Origin of the sequence: Bradyrhizobium sp. F1.4.3, assembly GCF_040548375.1 — a bacterium.
Classification (GTDB): Bacteria; Pseudomonadota; Alphaproteobacteria; order Rhizobiales; family Xanthobacteraceae; genus Bradyrhizobium.
Map to the genome: position 1 here is coordinate 707,757 of NZ_JBEPRN010000001.1, position 16,904 is coordinate 724,660.

General features: G+C 64.7%; 17 protein-coding genes and 2 pseudogenes. 16 read left to right on the forward strand and 3 right to left on the reverse strand.

Translation table 11 applies throughout. The features are described from left to right. Positions 1 to 26 precede the first annotated feature (26 nt). On the forward strand, positions 27 to 1,304 hold the full coding sequence (gene alr / locus ABIB73_RS03510) for an alanine racemase (protein ID WP_354222547.1): 1,278 nt from the start codon (positions 27 to 29) through the stop codon (positions 1,302 to 1,304). Positions 1,305 to 1,457: 153 nt separating this feature from the next. Here alr and ABIB73_RS03515 read toward each other — a convergent pair whose 3' ends face one another. Further along, positions 1,458 to 1,673 carry a cysteine rich repeat-containing protein gene (locus ABIB73_RS03515; RefSeq protein ID WP_354221454.1) on the reverse strand — a complete coding sequence of 72 codons (216 nt, stop codon included), beginning with the start codon at positions 1,671 to 1,673 and terminating at the stop codon, positions 1,458 to 1,460. A 42-nt stretch (positions 1,674 to 1,715) separates the two neighbouring features. Here ABIB73_RS03515 and ABIB73_RS03520 point away from each other — a divergent pair, with 42 nt between their 5' ends. Continuing rightward, a complete protein-coding gene (locus tag ABIB73_RS03520) occupies positions 1,716 to 2,486 on the forward strand; it encodes an exodeoxyribonuclease III (RefSeq protein ID WP_354221455.1) in 771 nt (256 codons plus the stop codon). A 1-nt stretch (position 2,487) separates the two neighbouring features. Here ABIB73_RS03520 and ABIB73_RS03525 read toward each other — a convergent pair. Both ABIB73_RS03525 and ABIB73_RS03530 read right to left on the reverse strand, forming a co-directional pair. Then, positions 2,488 to 3,304, reverse strand: a pseudogene (locus ABIB73_RS03525) (hypothetical protein). A gap of 101 nt (positions 3,305 to 3,405) precedes the next feature. Continuing rightward, positions 3,406 to 3,774, reverse strand: a complete 369-nt coding sequence (locus ABIB73_RS03530) for a GFA family protein (protein WP_354221457.1) — start codon at positions 3,772 to 3,774, stop codon at positions 3,406 to 3,408. A 299-nt stretch (positions 3,775 to 4,073) separates the two neighbouring features. Between ABIB73_RS03530 and ABIB73_RS03535 the strand changes: the two genes are divergently transcribed. From ABIB73_RS03535 to ABIB73_RS03600, 14 genes and pseudogenes are all read left to right on the forward strand, one after another. Continuing rightward, complete coding sequence (locus tag ABIB73_RS03535; protein WP_354221459.1) at positions 4,074 to 4,814, forward strand: FadR/GntR family transcriptional regulator; 741 nt, start codon at positions 4,074 to 4,076, stop codon at positions 4,812 to 4,814. Between the two features lie 38 nt (positions 4,815 to 4,852). Beyond that, complete coding sequence (locus tag ABIB73_RS03540; protein WP_354221461.1) at positions 4,853 to 5,752, forward strand: NAD(P)-dependent oxidoreductase; 900 nt, start codon at positions 4,853 to 4,855, stop codon at positions 5,750 to 5,752. Positions 5,753 to 5,762: 10 nt separating this feature from the next. Further along, positions 5,763 to 6,446 (forward strand): amino acid ABC transporter permease, encoded by a 684-nt coding sequence (locus ABIB73_RS03545; protein WP_354221463.1) that lies wholly within the window; start codon positions 5,763 to 5,765, stop codon positions 6,444 to 6,446. Positions 6,447 to 6,453: 7 nt separating this feature from the next. Beyond that, complete coding sequence (locus ABIB73_RS03550) at positions 6,454 to 7,122, forward strand: amino acid ABC transporter permease (protein ID WP_354221465.1); 669 nt, start codon at positions 6,454 to 6,456, stop codon at positions 7,120 to 7,122. Position 7,123: 1 nt separating this feature from the next. Then, a complete protein-coding gene (locus ABIB73_RS03555; RefSeq protein ID WP_354221466.1) occupies positions 7,124 to 7,882 on the forward strand; it encodes an amino acid ABC transporter ATP-binding protein in 759 nt (252 codons plus the stop codon). Between the two features lie 20 nt (positions 7,883 to 7,902). After that, the gene (locus tag ABIB73_RS03560) at positions 7,903 to 8,700 is read left to right on the forward strand and encodes a transporter substrate-binding domain-containing protein (protein ID WP_354221468.1); all 798 of its coding nucleotides are present in this window, start codon (positions 7,903 to 7,905) and stop codon (positions 8,698 to 8,700) included. Positions 8,701 to 8,766: 66 nt separating this feature from the next. Continuing rightward, positions 8,767 to 9,213 carry a ribose 5-phosphate isomerase B gene (gene rpiB, locus ABIB73_RS03565; protein ID WP_354221470.1) on the forward strand — a complete coding sequence of 149 codons (447 nt, stop codon included), beginning with the start codon at positions 8,767 to 8,769 and terminating at the stop codon, positions 9,211 to 9,213. A 124-nt stretch (positions 9,214 to 9,337) separates the two neighbouring features. Then, positions 9,338 to 10,144, forward strand: a pseudogene (locus ABIB73_RS03570) (ribokinase); the annotation flags it as partial. Positions 10,145 to 10,197: 53 nt separating this feature from the next. Then, on the forward strand, positions 10,198 to 10,926 hold the full coding sequence (locus tag ABIB73_RS03575; protein ID WP_354221472.1) for a sulfite exporter TauE/SafE family protein: 729 nt from the start codon (positions 10,198 to 10,200) through the stop codon (positions 10,924 to 10,926). An 18-nt stretch (positions 10,927 to 10,944) separates the two neighbouring features. Further along, positions 10,945 to 12,390 (forward strand): DNA repair protein RadA, encoded by a 1,446-nt coding sequence (gene radA / locus ABIB73_RS03580; protein ID WP_354221474.1) that lies wholly within the window; start codon positions 10,945 to 10,947, stop codon positions 12,388 to 12,390. Between the two features lie 168 nt (positions 12,391 to 12,558). Beyond that, positions 12,559 to 13,188: a CvpA family protein gene (locus tag ABIB73_RS03585; protein ID WP_354221476.1), complete on the forward strand. Its 630-nt coding sequence runs from the start codon at positions 12,559 to 12,561 to the stop codon at positions 13,186 to 13,188. A gap of 27 nt (positions 13,189 to 13,215) precedes the next feature. Further along, positions 13,216 to 14,727: an amidophosphoribosyltransferase gene (gene purF / locus ABIB73_RS03590; RefSeq protein WP_354221478.1), complete on the forward strand. Its 1,512-nt coding sequence runs from the start codon at positions 13,216 to 13,218 to the stop codon at positions 14,725 to 14,727. 164 nt (positions 14,728 to 14,891) lie between these two features. Next, the gene (locus ABIB73_RS03595) at positions 14,892 to 15,632 is read left to right on the forward strand and encodes an SDR family NAD(P)-dependent oxidoreductase (protein ID WP_354221480.1); all 741 of its coding nucleotides are present in this window, start codon (positions 14,892 to 14,894) and stop codon (positions 15,630 to 15,632) included. A 78-nt stretch (positions 15,633 to 15,710) separates the two neighbouring features. Then, complete coding sequence (locus tag ABIB73_RS03600; protein ID WP_354221482.1) at positions 15,711 to 16,859, forward strand: NHL repeat-containing protein; 1,149 nt, start codon at positions 15,711 to 15,713, stop codon at positions 16,857 to 16,859. The last annotated feature ends 45 nt before the right edge of the window (positions 16,860 to 16,904 follow it).

Genomic DNA, 16,904 nt, shown 5'->3' on the forward strand with positions numbered 1-16,904 from the left:
CTCTTGCGTAAAACGACGCCATGACAATGGCGTCCGACCCGAAAATGATCCCGCAATCCGGCCTTCTCTCCGCGGAGGCCAATCAGTCTGCCGCGCTCGCAGCCCATGGCGGCGTGCTCACCGTCGATCTCGACGCCATCATCGCCAACTGGCGCAAGCTCGAGAAGACGGCGGTGCCGGCCGAATGCTCGGCGGTCATCAAGGCTGACGCCTATGGCTGCGGCACCGCGCAGGTCGCCCACGCCTTGAACAAGGCCGGCTGCAAGACCTTCTTCGTCGCCGCCATCGAGGAAGCGCGCACCGCGCGCGCGGCGGTGCCGGAGGCCGTGATCTACGTGCTCGGCGGCTATTTCCAGAACACCGGCGAGCATTATGCCAAGATCAATTGCCGGCCGGTGATTGGCGATCTCAACGAGCTCGCCGAATGGGACGTGTTCTGCCGCCGCACCGGCTGGTCGGGAGGTGCCGCGATCCACATCGACACCGGCATGAACCGGCTCGGGCTGACGCTGGCGGAAGCGCAGGCCATCATCCCCCGCATCAATGCCGGCGATCACGGCATCACGCTGGTGATGAGCCATCTGGTCTCGGCCGAGCACCTCAACAACCCCGTGAACGCCAAGCAGCTTGCGGCTTTCCGCGGCATTGCCAGCGAATTTTCCGGCGTGCCGGCGGCGCTCGCCAATTCGTCCGGCATCTTCCTCGGCGCGCCGTTCCAGTTCGACCTGGTGCGGCCGGGCGCTGCGCTCTACGGCGTCAACCCGACGCCTGAGGCCGACAATCCGATGCAGCCGGTGGTCGACCTCAAGGCGCGCATCGTGCAGATCCGCAATGTCGAGCGCGGCGAGACTGTCGGCTATGGCGGCACCTGGACTGTGCGGCGGCCGACCAAGCTTGCGATCATCGCGGTCGGCTATGCCGACGGCTATTTCCGCGCCGCCAGCTCCAATGACGGCACGCGCGGCGCCGAGGTGATCGTCGCCGGAAAGCGCTGCCCGGTTGCGGGCCGCGTCTCCATGGACCTGATCGCGATCGACATCACAGACCTGCCGCCGAACGCGGCACGGCGCGGCCACATGGTCACGCTGCTCGGCGACGGCATTACCGTCGACGAGCTTGCGCATCACTTCGGCACCATCGGCTATGAGGTGCTGACCAGTCTCGGCCGCCGCCACGCCCGCGTCTACAAGGGCGGCAACGTGGTCGAGCCGCTGGAACGGCCGGCTCCCGCACGGGCGGCCGAGCAGCCGCCCTCCCCGCCGCCGGTCGAGCAGCCGGCGAGCCCGCCGCCGCTGCCGAGCTAATCGACATTCTCGTGCCCCGGATGCAGCGCAGTGCGCCGCCCTTCGCGGCGTAGCGCGCGGCAGAGCCGGGGCCCAGTTTTCGACTCCGCCAGTCCTTGCTGCATGGGTCCCGGCTCTGCGCTGCAGCGCGTCCGGGACACGAGAACAGCCCGCTTACTTCTTCTTCCTGCTGTCGAGAGCCGCCTTGCAGGTCGCGCTGAGCTGGTCGCGCTTGCCATTGAGGCACGCAACGATGCCGCCGCCCGGTGCGATGCCGGCGCAGAATTTGTCGTAGTCCGCCTTGCACGCACCGCGCGGATCGGACGATTGTGCCGAAGCGACCCCGGAGAACGCGACGACGACGATAGCGGCAAAGCTCAACTTGGACATTTTATCTCCGGTGGTCGGAACGTAAGAAGCGATCAGCTCTACATGAAGATTGCGACATTCAACATCAACAACATCAACCGCCGCTTGCCCAATCTGCTGGCATGGATGCGCGCGGCAAAGCCCGATGTCGTTGCGCTTCAGGAATTGAAGGCAAGTGATGGCGAATTTCCGGCGGCTGCGATCGAGAAGGCCGGTTATGGCGCAGTCTGGCGTGGACAAAAGACCTGGAACGGGGTCGCCATCCTCGCCCGCAACGCCGAGCCGGTACTGACCCGCGACCGGTTGCCGGGAAGGCCCGATGATCACGAGGCGCGCTACATCGAGGCCGCGGTACGCGGCGTCATCATCACCAGCATCTACCTGCCGAACGGCAATCCGCAGCCGGGGCCGAAGTTCGACTACAAGCTCGACTGGTTCGCGCGACTGAAGCGCCACGCCAAGACCTTCATCACGCAGGATCTGCCGGTCGTGCTCGCCGGCGACTACAACGTCGCGCCGGCGGAGATCGACATCTATCCGACGCGCTCATGGGACAAGGATGCCTTGATCCAGCCGAAGAGCCGCGCGGCGTTTGCCTCACTCGTCGCACAAGGCTGGTGCGATGCGATCCGTGAGTTGCACCCGGACGAGCGCATCTACACGTTCTGGGATTACAAGCGAAACCGCTGGCCGCGCGATGCGGGCCTGCGGCTCGATCATCTCTTGCTGAGCCCTGCTCTCGTCTCTCGCCTGGCAAAAGCCGGGGTCGACAAGAAGATCCGCGGCCAGGACAGCGCGAGCGATCACGCGCCGGCGTGGGTGGTGCTGCGATAGATCAGCGCCCGTAATACTCCTGCACCGTGTCCCACGCGGCCTTTTGCAGAAGTTGCGTCGTCTCCGGATCGAGGCCCACATTATAGGAATTGCCGACCGGCGAGCCCCCCGTCAGCGCGGCCAGCGTCACGCAAGTCGCCAGATACGTCCCTGCGGGACTCGGATGCCGCTTGTCCGGCGCATAGAGATTGAGTTCCGGCTGCAGCTTTCGGACGCGCGCGAAGGCGAGGCCTGCAGGGATCACGAGCGCATCATTGGCATTGCCGGCGACCGTATAGGCTTCGGCCAGCCCTTCCGTCATTTCCGGCTTGTCGGCATAGGCCCAGGACATGAACAGCACCGGCCGCATGTCGTGGGCGCGGACGATCTCGCTGTCCTTCCTGGCGAAGGTCGCGAACGCATCCTTCAATTGCGGATGGATCGGACACTGGCTGCAATCCATCATCACGACCGCGTCGAACTGCTTGCCGGGCTTGTTGAAGACGACGACGTTCTGGTCATCGAAGGAATAGGCGCCGATGCCGCCCGGCCGCAGCAGATTGTCCATGTCGTGCCAGTCGAGACCGGAGCCGCCGATCGTCGCCATGGTGTTGCGATACGCCGCCTTGTTGGCCGCATCGGCAGCCCGCTCCCATGAAGGAGAGATGCCCGGGCATGCCGTTGTTGTAGTAGAAGAAGCTGTTACCGACGAACAGCACGGCCTTGGGAAAGTCCGGTCCGAGCGTCGTGACCTTCGGCTTGGTCTGCGCCTGTGCATTGAAGCTGGCTGCAACGGCCAGACAGACTGCGAGCATTGCTCGCGCCAAAAGACGCATCATCGGCTTCCTCCCCATTCACTCCCTGAGGCCGGAAACAGATCAGCTTTCCCCGACCGCCTCAAGGGCACGGGCGTGCAGCTGGTATGCATACGACTGCGTGTTCACCACAAATTCTTGCCGTCGATCAGGTTGACCGGTACGGCCTCGAGATCGAAATCGTCGAACAGGCGCGCGTTCACGCCGACCTTGGGATTGTCGAAGTCAGGCTTGCCGGTCGACCAGTCCGGCGACTCCGAATAGGTGCCACAGCCGCAACTTCCGCAGAAATGGTGTTTGACGGTGCGGCTGCCCCAGAGATAGGTCGCGACGTTCTCTGGCGGCGACAACAGGCGAAACTGCGTCGGCGTGTAGTAGGCCCATAGCGCGCCGCGCTTGGCGCAGAGCGAACAGGTGCAGCGCGTCACGCTCGCGGGCGCCTCCGTCACCTCGAACACCGTCTCACCGCAATGACAGCTCGCCTCGATTGCCATGACCCGCTCTCCGTTTTGTCGGGAGATGGTCATAGCCGGCCGCTGCTGCCAACATGCTGTCAGCAGCGCAGCCCCGCCCTCCACTTCGAATGTGCACCGACACCGGCTTTCAGGCCTTTCAACAAAAACAAGAAAAACAACCCCATGCACAGTAGCTGGCCCTCGTAGAATCAATGCTTTAGCGCGCGCCTTTGAAAGGTCCCATGCCACTTCCCCCCATCAGTTTGACTTGCACGTCTTGACGTCCGCCTAGTGGTCATCGTACTGGTCTGACCAAGATCAGACCAAAAGAGACAAGGATGGAGCTCAAGCGGGCCGCCGAAGGCGAAAAAGGGTTCGAGAAGGTGTTCGCCTTCTTGCGCGAGCGCCTGCTTGAAGGCTCGCTCAAGCCCGGCGACCGCCTGATCTCCGAACGCGAGCTCGCCACCCTGCTCGGCGTCAGCCGGCCGATCGTCCGCGAGGCGCTGCGCGCCCTGACCGTGCTCGGCATTGTCGAGATCCGCGACCGCATTGGCACCGTCGTGACCCGGCCGGACGTCTCGGTGCTGAACGACTTCTTCACCTTCGCGCTCGCCCAGCAGGCGGACATGCTCGACGACGTCATGCAGGCGCGCGTCGCGATCGAATGTCAGGCCATCCGCCTCGCCTGCGAACGCGCCAACATCGCCGATTTCGAACGCCTGCAGCGCACGCTCGCGAAGATCGGTGAGACGATCGACGAGGCCGATGCCGGCGGCATGGCCGACTTCGAATTCCATCGCTCCATCGTCGTGGCATCGCATTCGGAGACCCTGACAGTGCTGCACAGTTCGATGGCGGGCCTGCTGACGCATTCGCATCGCAGCCGCCGTGAGCTGGTGCAGGCCTTCCCGTCGATGAAGACGTATTTGATCGACGACCACCGGCGCATCTTCGACGCCATCATCGCACGCGATCCGGAGCGGGCGGACGCAACGCTCCGCAAGCATTTTGCCATCGGCGACGAATACCGGCGACGCGCCGTCGTCGGCGACATCGACAAGACCAGCGCCTCGCGCTGATCGCGAACGACCAAGTAACCAAGAAACGGACTGATAACATGGGACGGGATGACAAGGGCAGCGTCGGCTTCATCGGCATCGGCACGATGGGCCTGGAGATGGTGCGCAACCTTCTGAAGGCCGGACACGCGGTACGCGCCTTCGATCTCAACGAGGCCGCTCTGGCTGAGATTGTCACGGGAGGCGCGACCCGCGCCAACAGCCCTGCCGATGCCGCGCAAGGCGCCGACATCGTCATTACGATGTTGCCCGACACGCCCCATGTCGAGGCGACCGTTTACGGCGAGCACGGCCTGCTGAAGTCGCCGCCATCAGGCAAGCTCATCGTCGACATGAGCACGATCTCGCCGGTCGCCGTCCGCCGCATCCATGCCGACCTGCAAAAGGCCGGGGTCAGCTTCATCGACGCACCGGTCTCGGGCGGGCCGCTGGGCGCCAGGAACGCCGCGCTGTCGATCATGGCCGGCGGCGAGGCGGAAGCCTTCGCCAAGGCCGAGCCGTTCTTCCGCGCGATGGGCACCACCATCACGCATGCCGGCGCCAGCGGCGCTGGCCAGACAGTCAAGCTCTGCAATCAGCTCATCTGCGGCATCAACATCCAGGCGATCTGCGAAGCGCTTGCGCTCGGACGTGCCTCCGGCGTCGATCTGGAGCTGCTCCGCCGGGTACTGCTCGGCGGTTCTGCCGCGTCCTGGATGCTCGACAAGCTCGGCCCGGCCATGATCGCGGGCGACGCAGCGGCCGGCTTCCGCATCGACCTCATGCTCAAGGATCTTCGCCTGGTCCAGGAACATGCGCAATCGCTGAACGTGCCCCTACCCGGCACCGCACTCGTCACCAGCCAATATGTCGACGCACGCGCGCATGGCGAAGGCGCCAACGGCAACCAGGCGTTGTTCCGCGTCTACGACCGCATGACCAACCAAATCACCGGCTGATCCGACAGCTATGAGCCTCCAACTCGACTTTCCCGCAGTGCTGGAGCGTTGGCCGAGCTTTGTCGCCGGCGCTGCGCTGACGTTGGAGTTGGCGTCCTTCGCGACCGTGCTGGGCGCTCTGTTCGGCACGCTCGCCGCCGTCGGCCGCGGCTCGCAGAGTTCACTGATCGCTGGCGCCTGCAAAGTCTATGTCGAGGCAATCCGCAATACGCCGCTGCTGGTGCAGATCTTCCTGGTCTATTTCGGCCTCGCCAGCCTCGGCCTGAAATTCTCTGCCTTCACCGTGGCGGTCGCCGCGCTGACGATCAATGTCGGCGCATATACCGCCGAGATCATGCGCGCAGGCTTCGAAGCGATCCCGCGCGGACAGATCGAGGCCGCCGAGGGCCTCGCGCTATCGCGCCTCCAGATCTACTGGCACATTATTCTTCTGCCGGCGATCGAGAAGGTCTATCCCGCGCTCACCAGCCAGTTCGTGCTGTTGATGCTGGCCTCTTCCGTCTGTTCGCAGATCTCGGCCGAGGAGCTCACCGCCGTCGCCAACTACATCCAGTCGGACACCTACCGCGCCTTCGAGACCTACATCATCGTTGCCGTCCTCTACATCATCCTGTCGCTGGTCATGCGCGCGGGCTTCTGGGGCCTCGGCCTCGTGCTGTTTCCGCGCCGGCGCCGGCTCGGCACACCCCTGTGAGATGACCATGGGCGGACATCTCAACATCAATCATCTGATGTTCCTCGGCCAGGGCGCGCTCTGGACGATCGGACTGTCCGTGATCGCGTTGATCGGCGGCGGCATTGTCGGCTTCGTGATCGCGCTCGCTCGGATATCGCCGCTCAAATCCGTGCGAGTCGCCAGCGCCATCTATGTCCAGCTCGTTCAGGGCACGCCGCTGCTCGTCATCCTATTCCTCGGCTATTTCGGCCTGGCCGCGATCGGCCTCCAGGTCTCGCCACTTGCGGCCGCCGGAGCTTCCCTCACGCTCTATGTGGCGGCCTATCTCGGCGAGATCTGGCGTGGCTGCATCCAGTCCGTGCCGAAACCGCAATGGGAGGCGGCAGAAGGCCTGGCGCTGAGCCGGACCCAGCGCATGATGAAGGTGATCCTGCCGCAGGCCATCCGAATCGCGACTCCGCCGACCGTCGGCTTCATGGTGCAAATCGTCAAGAACACGTCACTCGCGTCGGTCGTCGGCTTCGTCGAGCTGATGCGCTCGGGCCAGATCGTCAACAACTCGCTGTTCGAGCCCTTCGCCATCTACGCGATCATCGCCGTCGTCTATTTCGCCATGTGCTATCCCCTGTCGCTGTTCAGCCAGAGGCTGGAACGGCGCATGGGGCGTGGCCGGTCCAACCTCGCGCCAGCCTGACATGCAGCAAAACGCCCCCTCCTCCGAACCAATCGTGTCGCTCCGCGACGTGCAGAAGAGCTTTGGCCCGCTCCGGGTGCTCGATGGCGTCAGCTTCACCGTCGAGCGCGGTGAGGTGCTGGCGCTCATTGGCCGCTCCGGCTCCGGCAAGAGCACGGCGCTGCGCTGTATCGACCGCTTCGAGAAGGTCGATGGCGGCGAGATCGTCGTCTGCGGACACCGGGTCGACCGCCCCGACGTCAATCTGCGCGCGCTGCGCCAGGACGTCGGCATCGTCTTCCAGAGCTACAATCTGTTCCCGCACCTGACGATCGAGCAGAACATCACGCTTGCGCCCTGCGCGGTGAAGGGCATGGCTGCGGCCCAGGCCAAGGAGCTGACGCGGAAGGTGCTGGCGCAGGTCGGGCTCGAGGAAAAGCTGCACGCTTATCCCGAGCAGCTCTCAGGTGGCCAGCAGCAGCGCGCCGCGATCGCCCGTTCGCTGGCGATGCAGCCGAAAGTCATGCTGTTCGACGAGGTCACCTCAGCGCTCGATCCCGAGCTCACTGCCGAAGTGCTGAAGGTGATCGAGCAATTGGCGGCGGACGGCATGACCATGGTGATGGTCACCCACGAGATGGGTTTTGCAAAGGGCATCGCCGACCGGATCGTCTTCATGCATCGCGGCAAGGTCCATGAAACAGGACCTGCCTCGATCCTGACGTCGCCAACGACGCCCGAGCTGGCGCAGTTCGTCGGCACGGGAAACTTAAAATCATAACAAGGAGAGGAAAACCAAGGATGACCAAGAAGACATTTCTGGGCGCAGCCATCTCGGCCTGTTGCCTCATGATGATCGCGGCAGCCCCCGCCTCGGCGACCGACCTGCTCGACGACATCATGCAGGCCAAGAAGATCCGCATTTCGACGGATGTCGCCATTCCGCCCTCGGGCATGATGGACTCCAGTATGAAGCCGACCGGCTCCGACGTTGAAGTGGCCCAGCTGCTCGCCAAGGATTGGGGGCTCGAACTCGAATTCGTCCAGACCACAGGCGCGACCCGAATCCCGAACGTCCTCACGGGCAAGGCCGACATCATCATCTCGACCCTGTCGGTGACGCCCGACCGCGCCAAGGTGATCGACTTCACCAAGCGCTACGCAACGCTGCAATCCGACGTCGGCTGCCTGAAGTCCTCGACCGTCAAGGACTGGCCAGACCTGAAGGAAAAGTCGATCGGCGTCTCGCGCGGCACGACGCAGGACACGACCCTGTCCAACATGAAGGACAAGGACCTCAAGATCTCCCGCTATGACGACGACGCCACCATGGTGACCGCGGCCGTCTCCGGCCAGGTCGACTGCGTCGCCTCATCCGCGACGATCATCAACCAGATCGGAGTGAAGAATCCGGCACGTGTCTTCGAGTCCCGGATTCCGCTGGCGACCTTCGACCTCGCCATCGGCCTGAAGAAGGGCGAGCAGCGGTTGATGGACAAGCTCAACGCCTGGATCGCCGAGAACGTCAAGAACGGCAAGCTGAACGCGATCTACAAGAAGTTCCACGGTGTCGAGCTGCCACCCGACATGCGCAGCTAACAGAAGCAAATCGTGACAGCCGGCTCCCGGCTGTCACGATCGGAATAGAATGGAAAAGGACATCACATGCGTCTCGTCATCGGATCCGACCACGCCGGCTGGCCGCTCAAGCAGACCGTCATCGACCACATCCGCAGCCTCGGCCACGACGTCGTTGACGTCGGCTCCCATGACGACAAGCCGGTGGACTTCCCCGACATCGCACGCGCAGTTGCGCAGAAGGTGACCTCGGGCGAAGCCGCCCGCGGCATCATGGTCTGCGGCACTGGCGTCGGCGCCTCGATCGCCGCCAACAAGATGAAGGGCATCCGCGCCGCGGTCTGCCATGACGTTCATTCCGCCCATCAGAGCGTCGAGCATGACGACGTCAACGTCATGTGCATCGGTGCGCAGATCGTCGGCGCCTGGCTCGCCGTGGACCTGGTCTCGTCCTATCTCTCCGCCGAATTCTCCACCGACGAGGATTTCCGCCGCCGCGTCGAGAAGCTGCGCGTCATGGACGAGCAAGGCTGACGGCCTGCGCGCCATGATCCTGGTGTTCGGATCACTCAACATCGATCTGGTCGCGCTGGTCCCGGTCGTTCCCGGTCCCGGCCGGACGGTGCTCGCGCCATCGTACTAGACACATTTCGGCGGCAAAGGCGCCAATCAGGCTGTGGCCGCCGCGCGCATCGCGGGACCAGGAAAGGTCCGGATGGCGTGCCGCGTCGGCCGGGACGGATTCGGCGACAGCGCGATCGAGAACCTGCGGGCAAACGGTGTCGACACCGACCTCGTCGTCAGATCGGGCGAACCGACCGGCTGCGCCTTCATCACGGTCGACCAGGCCGGCGAGAACGCGATCACGGTGGCTAGCGGCGCCAACATGACCGCGAGCGCCGGTGACCTCCCGGCCGCGCTCTTCAGCTCCGACACGGTGCTGGTGCTGCAGATGGAAGTGCCGTTTGCGCAGGCGCTCGACGCCGCGCGCCGGACGGCATCGGCCTCCGGCACTGTCGTCTGGAACCTCGCGCCCGTCCCGGAGAAGATGAACAGCGCAATGGTGACCGAGCTTCTCGCGGTAACCGACTATCTCCTCGTCAACGAGCATGAGGCGCTGGACGCTGCCGCGGCCATCGGCCTCGCTCCGTCCGACTACGAAGCCGCAGCCGCGGACCTTGCCAAGAGTGGCGGCCTCACCTGCATCGTAACCGCTGGTGCACAAGGCGCGCTCGCCGTCACCGCCGACGGCACCCGCCTGCGCGCGCCCGCCCCGCGCATCACGCCCGTGGATACGACTGGGGCCGGCGACACCTTTGTCGGCGCGTTTGCGGCCATGCTCAGCGAATGCGCCCCGCTGCAACGCGCGCTCGAGCTAGGCTGCGAAGCCGCTGCACTAAAGTGCCTCACGGCCGGCGCCCAGACGGGCATGCCGATTCGCGGTGCACTGGGTTCCCTGGCCTAGGATCGCCCGCACGACCGCCTGCGGCTAAACTCTCCCGATTCGTGGAGACCATCTTGGCCTTTCTCTTCGTCCTCAGCGTCGGCCTGATCGCCGGCACCATCTCGGGCATCGTCGGCACCGGATCGTCGATCATGCTGATGCCGGTGCTGGTCTATGCCTATGGGCCGAAGGAGGCCGTGCCGATCATGGCGGTGGCCTCCGTGATGGCGAATTTTTCACGGATTTTGGCCTGGTGGCGCGAGGTCGACTGGCGGGCTTGTGCGGCCTATTCGGTCACGGGCGTTCCAGCCGCGGTGCTTGGCGCACGAACGCTGCTGGCGCTGCCTTCGCATGCGGTCGATCTCGCCATCGGCACCTTCCTCATCGCGATGGTGCCGGTGCGGCACTGGCTGGCACGGCACGAGCTGAAGGCCAATCTCTGGCATCTCGCGATCGGCGGCGCCGTCATCGGCTATCTCACCGGCATCGTGGTCTCGACCGGGCCGCTCAGCGTGCCGCTGTTCCTGTTCTACGGGCTCAGCAAGGGCGCTTTCCTCGCCACCGAAGCGGCCTCTTCGCTCGGCCTCTACTTCGCGAAATCGGTGACGTTTGAACGTTTCGGTGCGCTCACGCAGGACGTCTTCATCAAGGGCCTGATCGCCGGCTCCTCGCTGATGTCAGGCGCCTTCATCGCCAAACGCTTCGTGGTGCACCTGAAGCCGGAGATGTTTCGCCTGGTGATGGACGCGATCATGGTCGCGGCGGGGCTCTCCATGCTATGGAACGCTCTGCAATCCCCCTGAGCACCGATTCACGCACCCATGGCCAAGAACACGCTTTCCTTCGTCTGCCAGAACTGCGGCGCGGCCTATAACCGCTGGCAGGGCAAGTGCGAGTCCTGCGGCGAGTGGAATACGCTCGCGGAGGAGGACGCGACCGGCAGCGTGCCGGTGTCGATCCGCTCCAAGCGCAAGGGACGGACGTTTGCGCTGGAGAGTCTGTCCGGAAAAACCCAGGACGCGCCGCGCCTGTCCTCCGGCATGACCGAACTCGACCGCGTCACCGGTGGCGGCTTTGTCCGCGGCTCGGTGCTGCTGGTCGGCGGCGATCCCGGCATCGGCAAGTCGACGCTGCTGACGCAGGCGACCAGCCTGATGGCGCGCGCCGGACATCGCATCGTCTACATCTCCGGCGAAGAGGCCATCGCCCAGGTGCGGCTGCGCGCCGAACGGCTCGGGCTCTCCGATGCTCCGGTGCAGCTCGCAGCCGAAACCTCGGTCGAGGACATTGTCTCGACCCTGTCGGAAGGCGCGGTCCCGCGGCTGATCGTCATCGACTCGATCCAGACCATGTGGACCGACACGGTGGAATCCGCGCCCGGCACGGTCACGCAGGTGCGCGCCTCGGCGCAGGCGCTGATTCGTTTCGCCAAGAAGACAGGCGCGGCCATCATCCTGGTCGGCCACGTCACCAAGGACGGCCAGATCGCCGGCCCCCGCGTCGTCGAGCACATGGTCGACGCCGTGATGTCGTTCGAGGGCGAAGGCTCGCAGCAGTTTCGAATCCTGCGCGCCGTCAAAAACCGCTTCGGCCCGACCGACGAGATCGGCGTGTTCGAGATGACCGGGCTTGGCCTGCGCGAGGTTACCAATCCGTCAGAACTGTTCCTGTCGGAGCGCGATCTCGGCACCCCCGGCACCGCAGTCTTCGCGGGCATCGAGGGCACCAGGCCCGTTCTGGTCGAATTGCAGGCGCTGGTGGCGCCGACCTCGCTCGGCACCCCGCGCCGGGCCGTGGTCGGCTGGGACCCGAGCCGCCTCTCCATGGTGCTGGCGGTGCTGGAGGCCCATTGCGGGGTCAAGCTGTCCGGCCACGACGTCTATCTGAACGTCGCGGGCGGCTTGCGCATCCACGAGCCGGCGGCCGACCTCGCCGCCGCCGCGGCGCTGGTGTCATCGCTGGTTAATGCGCAGTTACCCACCGATGCGGTCTATTTCGGCGAGATATCGCTGTCCGGCGTGGTCCGCCCGGTGGCGCAGACCCCGGCCCGGCTCAAGGAGGCAGCAAAACTCGGCTTCCAGCGCGCCGTGCTGCCCGAATCGGCCCGGGGCGAAGCCGGCGGCGACGCTGGACTGTCGCTGAATGCGGTGAACAGCCTGACGACACTGGTGGCCGAAATCGCCGCCCGCGGCTCCCGCCGGGGCGACTCGAGCGCTCCGGCAGAGAAAAATGCCACACCGGCAAGATTCCGCCGCGGAGAGGGGTAGGTGGAGGTGACGTTTGCCGCCCTCGCCGCTATACAGCCGTCACAAAAGCAGCACGGGATTGCGTGGTTGCGGCCTTGCCGGAAGCGTTGTCTGGCCCTCAGTTAGGGTGGCGGCCAAACACCGATTCGCTGAGCACCCTTTGAGAGCACGAGCGGACCAGACCAGCCGATGCCAGTAACACTCCTCGACCTGATCCTGCTCGGTGTGATGCTGATCTCGGGCCTGCTTGCCATGGTCCGCGGCTTCATGCGCGAAATCCTGTCGATCGCGGCCTGGGGCACGGCGGCGATCGTGACACTGTACTCGTTCTCCAAGCTGCTGCCGACCGCCAAGACCTATTTCAACAACGACACGGTCGCGAGCGTGGTCGTGGTTGCCGGCGTATTCATCGGTACCCTGGTCGTGGTCTCCGTGATCACGGTCCGGATCTCCGACATGATCCTGGATTCGCGAATCGGCGCGCTGGACCGCACCCTCGGCTTCCTGTTCGGGCTGGCCCGCGGGCTCTTGATCGTCGTGGTCGCCTTCCTGTTCTTCACCTGGCTGGTGCCGGACAAGCAGCGCCCGGACTGGGTCACGGGGGCCAAATCCCGCGTAGTGCTCCAGGGAACCGGGGATTGGCTGATGTCCCTCTTGCCGGATGACCCCGAGAACACCATCTTGAAGAGATTCAAGAAAAACAAACCAGATGATGATCAAGCTGATACCGAGCAGCAGCCTCCGGGCAGTGGCGACGGCTACAGCAAACCGGCTCGTGACAGCCTGAAGAAGCTGATCGAGAAACCTGCGGCACGTTGATTGAGCCCACAGAGAGGCGCGGACACGATGCGACACCCTGACCAGGACGCCCAACTTGATCTCGATCCCGGCCCAGCCGCGCTAGAGCTTCAGGACGACCTGGAGGGAGATACGCTGCGCGAGGAATGCGGCGTCTTCGGCATCTACGGACATCCGGACGCAGCCGCCATCACGGCGCTCGGCCTTCATGCGCTTCAGCACCGCGGCCAGGAAGCCGCCGGCATCGTCTCCTACGACGGCAGCCGCTTTCACAGCGAACGCCGCCTCGGCCTCGTCGGCGACACCTTCTCTCGCCGCGAGGTGATCGATCGCCTGCCCGGCAACATGGCGGTCGGCCATGTCCGCTATTCCACCACCGGCGCCACCATCCTGCGCAACGTGCAGCCGCTGTTCGCCGAGCTCAACGCCGGCGGCCTTGCGGTTGCCCACAACGGCAACCTCACCAACGGCCTGACGTTGCGCCGCGAGCTCGTAAAGAGCGGCGCGATGATGCAGTCGACCACCGACACCGAGGTGATCCTGCACCTGGTCGCGCGCTCCCGGCGCAGTCGCTTCATCGAGCGCTATATCGACGCGTTGCGCGAGATCGAAGGCGCCTATGCGCTGGTGTCGCTGACCAACAAGAAGCTGGTCGGCGCGCGCGATCCACGCGGCATCCGCCCGCTGGTGCTCGGCGAGCTCGACGGCTGCCCGATCCTGACGTCCGAGACCTGCGCACTCGACATCATCGGCGCGCGCTTCATCCGCGATATCGAGGCCGGCGAAGTCATCGTGTTCGACGAGAACGGGCAAGACATCCACAAGCCGTTTCCGCCGATCGCGCCGCGGCCCTGCATCTTCGAATACATCTATTTCTCCCGTCCGGATTCCATCGTCCACGGCCGCTCGGTCTACGAAGTGCGCAAGGCCTTTGGCGCGCAGCTCGCACGCGAGAGCCATGTCCCGGTCGACGTCGTGGTGCCGGTGCCGGATTCCGGCGTGCCCGCCGCGGTCGGCTACAGCCAGCATTCCGGCGTGCCGTTCGAGCTCGGCATCATCCGCAACCACTATGTCGGCCGCACCTTCATCCAGCCGACGCAGGCGATCCGCGAATCCGGCGTGCGCATGAAGCATTCGGCCAACCGTGCCGCGATCGAGGGCAAGCGCATCATCCTGATCGACGACTCGCTGGTGCGCGGCACCACCTCGAAGAAAATCGTGCGCATGATGCGCGATGCCGGCGCGAAGGAAGTGCATTTCCGCCTTGCCTCGCCGCCGATCCTCTATCCCGACTATTACGGCATCGACCTGCCCGATCGGGGCGGTCTTCTTGCGGCGACACATTCGCTGGACGAGATGCGCGAGATCATCGGCGCCGACTCGCTCGCCTTCCTGTCGATCGACGGCATGTACCGCGCCATGGGCGAGCCCGGCCGCGACCCCGCCAATCCGAAGTTTTCGGATCATTGCTTTACCGGCGCCTATCCGACCCACCTCACCGACCAGACCCAGACCGAGCCGCAGCCCCGGCAATTGTCGCTGCTGGCGGAGGCGAGCTGAGCTTGTCGTCCCGGCCTAGTGCACAATTGCGCACGGGGGCCGGGACCCATAACCACAGGCTTGTGTGGTTCGAAGAAGGTCGTCATGACCATCTTCATCAATAATAACCGTCACGGCGTATGGGTCCCGGCCTTCGCCGGGACGACGCTGGGTAGAGCCGTTCCATGACAAAACCCCTCGCCAATCGCATCGCTCTCGTCACCGGCGCCTCGCGCGGCATCGGCTTCGCCACGGCAAAGGCACTGGCGAAAGCCGGCGCGCATATCGTGGCGGTGGCGCGTACGCAGGGCGGGCTCGAAGAGCTCGATGACGAGATCCGAAAGGAGGGCGGCAGCGCCACGCTGGTGCCGCTCAACCTCACCGACTCGGACGGCATCGCGCGGCTCGGCGCGGGATTGCATGAACGCTACGGCAAGCTCGACATCCTCGTCGGCAATGCCGGCGTGCTCGGTCCCTCCTCGCCGGTCGGTCATATCGAACTAAAGACTTTTAACGACGTCATGGCCATCAACGTCTCAGCGAATTTTCAGCTGATCCGCTGCATGGAGCCGCTGCTGAAGCAGTCCGACGCGGGCCGCGCCGTGTTCATCACCTCGGGCGCCGCCAACAAGGCCACCGCCTATGTCAGCCCCTACGCGGCCTCCAAGGCTGCGCTGGAGACGCTGGCGCGCGCCTGGGCGCAGGAGACCGCGAACACGCCATTGCGCGTCAATCTGTTCAATCCGGGCCCGATCCGCACCCGCATGCGCGCCACCCTGATGCCCGGCGAGGATCCGGCGACGCTCGATACACCCGAGCAGGTCGCCGAATTCATCGTGCCGATGTGCGCGCCGGACTGGATCGAAACCGGCAAGTTCTACGACTACAAGTCGCGCAGCTTGATGAGCTTCCGCTCGCCGGCCTGATTGACTCAGTCGCCTCCCCGCGATTGACTGCCCGCGCTCAAGCGGCAGCAAGTCGCAAGCCAAAAAAGGGAGGTTGCCATGGCACCATGGCATGATCGCGCAGGCCTCAACCGTGCGCTCGCACGTGTCTCGCACGCCGTCTCCATCCTGATCGCAGCTATAGCGTTCGCGCTTCCGAACGCGGCCTCCGCCGGCGACGTCCCGACCTTCGCGGTCGACCCGTCCTGGCCAAAGCCGCTGCCGAACAACTGGATCCTCGGCCAGGTCGGCGGCATCACCGTCGACTGGCAGGGCCACATCTGGGTGATCCACCGTCCGCGCTCGCTCACCGACGACGAGAAGGGCGCAAGCCTCAACCCGCCGCGCTCCAAGTGTTGCGTCTCGGCACCGCCCGTCCTCGAGTTCGACACCGACGGCAATCTGCTGCGGTCATGGGGCGGTCCGGGCGAAGGCTATGAATGGGTCGGCCGCGAGCACGGTATCGAAGTCGACGAGCGCGGCTTCGTCTGGGTCGGCGGCAATGCCGACAACGACAACGCCATCCTGAAATTCACGCTCGACGGCAAGTTCGTGGCCCAGATCGGCAAGATCGCGCCGAGCCTTGGCAGCAACGACACGACCCAGCTCGGCAAGCCTGCTGAAACCGCGATCGACAAGGAGGCGAACGATATCTATGTCGCCGACGGCTACGGCAACCACCGTGTCATCGTGTTCGACGCGACGACGCTGGCCTACAAGCGGCACTGGGGCGCCTATGGCAACAAGCCGAACGACGACAAGCAGGCGGCCTACGATCCCAAGGCCCCGGTTTCCCAGCAATTCGGCAATCCCGTTCACTGCGTGAAGATCGCCAATGACGGGCTGGTCTATGTCTGCGATCGCATCAACGACCGTATCCAGGTGTTCAAAAAGGATGGCTCCTTCGTGAAGGAGTTCTTCTTCGAGAAGAACACGCTCGGCAACGGCGCGGTGTGGGACATCGCGATCTGGCCTGATCCGAAGCAGACTTATCTGCTCAGTGCTGACGGCGAGAACAACGAAATCCGGATCATCAAGCGCGACGACGGCAGCGTGGTCGGCAGCTTCGGCCGCAACGGCCGCAACGCCGGTCAATTCCACTGGGTGCACGCGATGGCGGTGGATGCCAAGGGTAACGTCTATACCGCCGAGGTCGACACCGGAAAGCGCATCCAGAAGTTCAAGCTGACCTCGGACGCGCTCAAATAGACGGCGGAACGCTTTGCCCAAAAGTTAACCGCCGGATGACGCTTC

Excerpts from the sequence above, each read along its gene's own strand:
- ABIB73_RS03520 (WP_354221455.1), top strand. The coding sequence starts at position 1,716 with ATGAAGATTGCGACATTCAACATCAACAACATCAACCGCCGCTTGCCC.
- ABIB73_RS03515 (WP_354221454.1), bottom strand. The coding sequence starts at position 1,673 with ATGTCCAAGTTGAGCTTTGCCGCTATCGTCGTCGTCGCGTTCTCCGGG.
- ABIB73_RS03600 (WP_354221482.1), top strand. The coding sequence starts at position 15,711 with ATGGCACCATGGCATGATCGCGCAGGCCTCAACCGTGCGCTCGCACGT.
- purF (WP_354221478.1), top strand. The coding sequence starts at position 13,216 with ATGCGACACCCTGACCAGGACGCCCAACTTGATCTCGATCCCGGCCCA.
- ABIB73_RS03545 (WP_354221463.1), top strand. The coding sequence starts at position 5,763 with ATGAGCCTCCAACTCGACTTTCCCGCAGTGCTGGAGCGTTGGCCGAGC.
- rpiB (WP_354221470.1), top strand. The coding sequence starts at position 8,767 with ATGCGTCTCGTCATCGGATCCGACCACGCCGGCTGGCCGCTCAAGCAG.
- ABIB73_RS03540 (WP_354221461.1), top strand. The coding sequence starts at position 4,853 with ATGGGACGGGATGACAAGGGCAGCGTCGGCTTCATCGGCATCGGCACG.
- ABIB73_RS03535 (WP_354221459.1), top strand. The coding sequence starts at position 4,074 with ATGGAGCTCAAGCGGGCCGCCGAAGGCGAAAAAGGGTTCGAGAAGGTG.
- ABIB73_RS03595 (WP_354221480.1), top strand. The coding sequence starts at position 14,892 with ATGACAAAACCCCTCGCCAATCGCATCGCTCTCGTCACCGGCGCCTCG.
- ABIB73_RS03530 (WP_354221457.1), bottom strand. The coding sequence starts at position 3,774 with ATGGCAATCGAGGCGAGCTGTCATTGCGGTGAGACGGTGTTCGAGGTG.
- ABIB73_RS03555 (WP_354221466.1), top strand. The coding sequence starts at position 7,124 with ATGCAGCAAAACGCCCCCTCCTCCGAACCAATCGTGTCGCTCCGCGAC.
- radA (WP_354221474.1), top strand. The coding sequence starts at position 10,945 with ATGGCCAAGAACACGCTTTCCTTCGTCTGCCAGAACTGCGGCGCGGCC.
- alr (WP_354222547.1), top strand. The coding sequence starts at position 27 with ATGGCGTCCGACCCGAAAATGATCCCGCAATCCGGCCTTCTCTCCGCG.
- ABIB73_RS03585 (WP_354221476.1), top strand. The coding sequence starts at position 12,559 with ATGCCAGTAACACTCCTCGACCTGATCCTGCTCGGTGTGATGCTGATC.
- ABIB73_RS03560 (WP_354221468.1), top strand. The coding sequence starts at position 7,903 with ATGACCAAGAAGACATTTCTGGGCGCAGCCATCTCGGCCTGTTGCCTC.
- ABIB73_RS03550 (WP_354221465.1), top strand. The coding sequence starts at position 6,454 with ATGGGCGGACATCTCAACATCAATCATCTGATGTTCCTCGGCCAGGGC.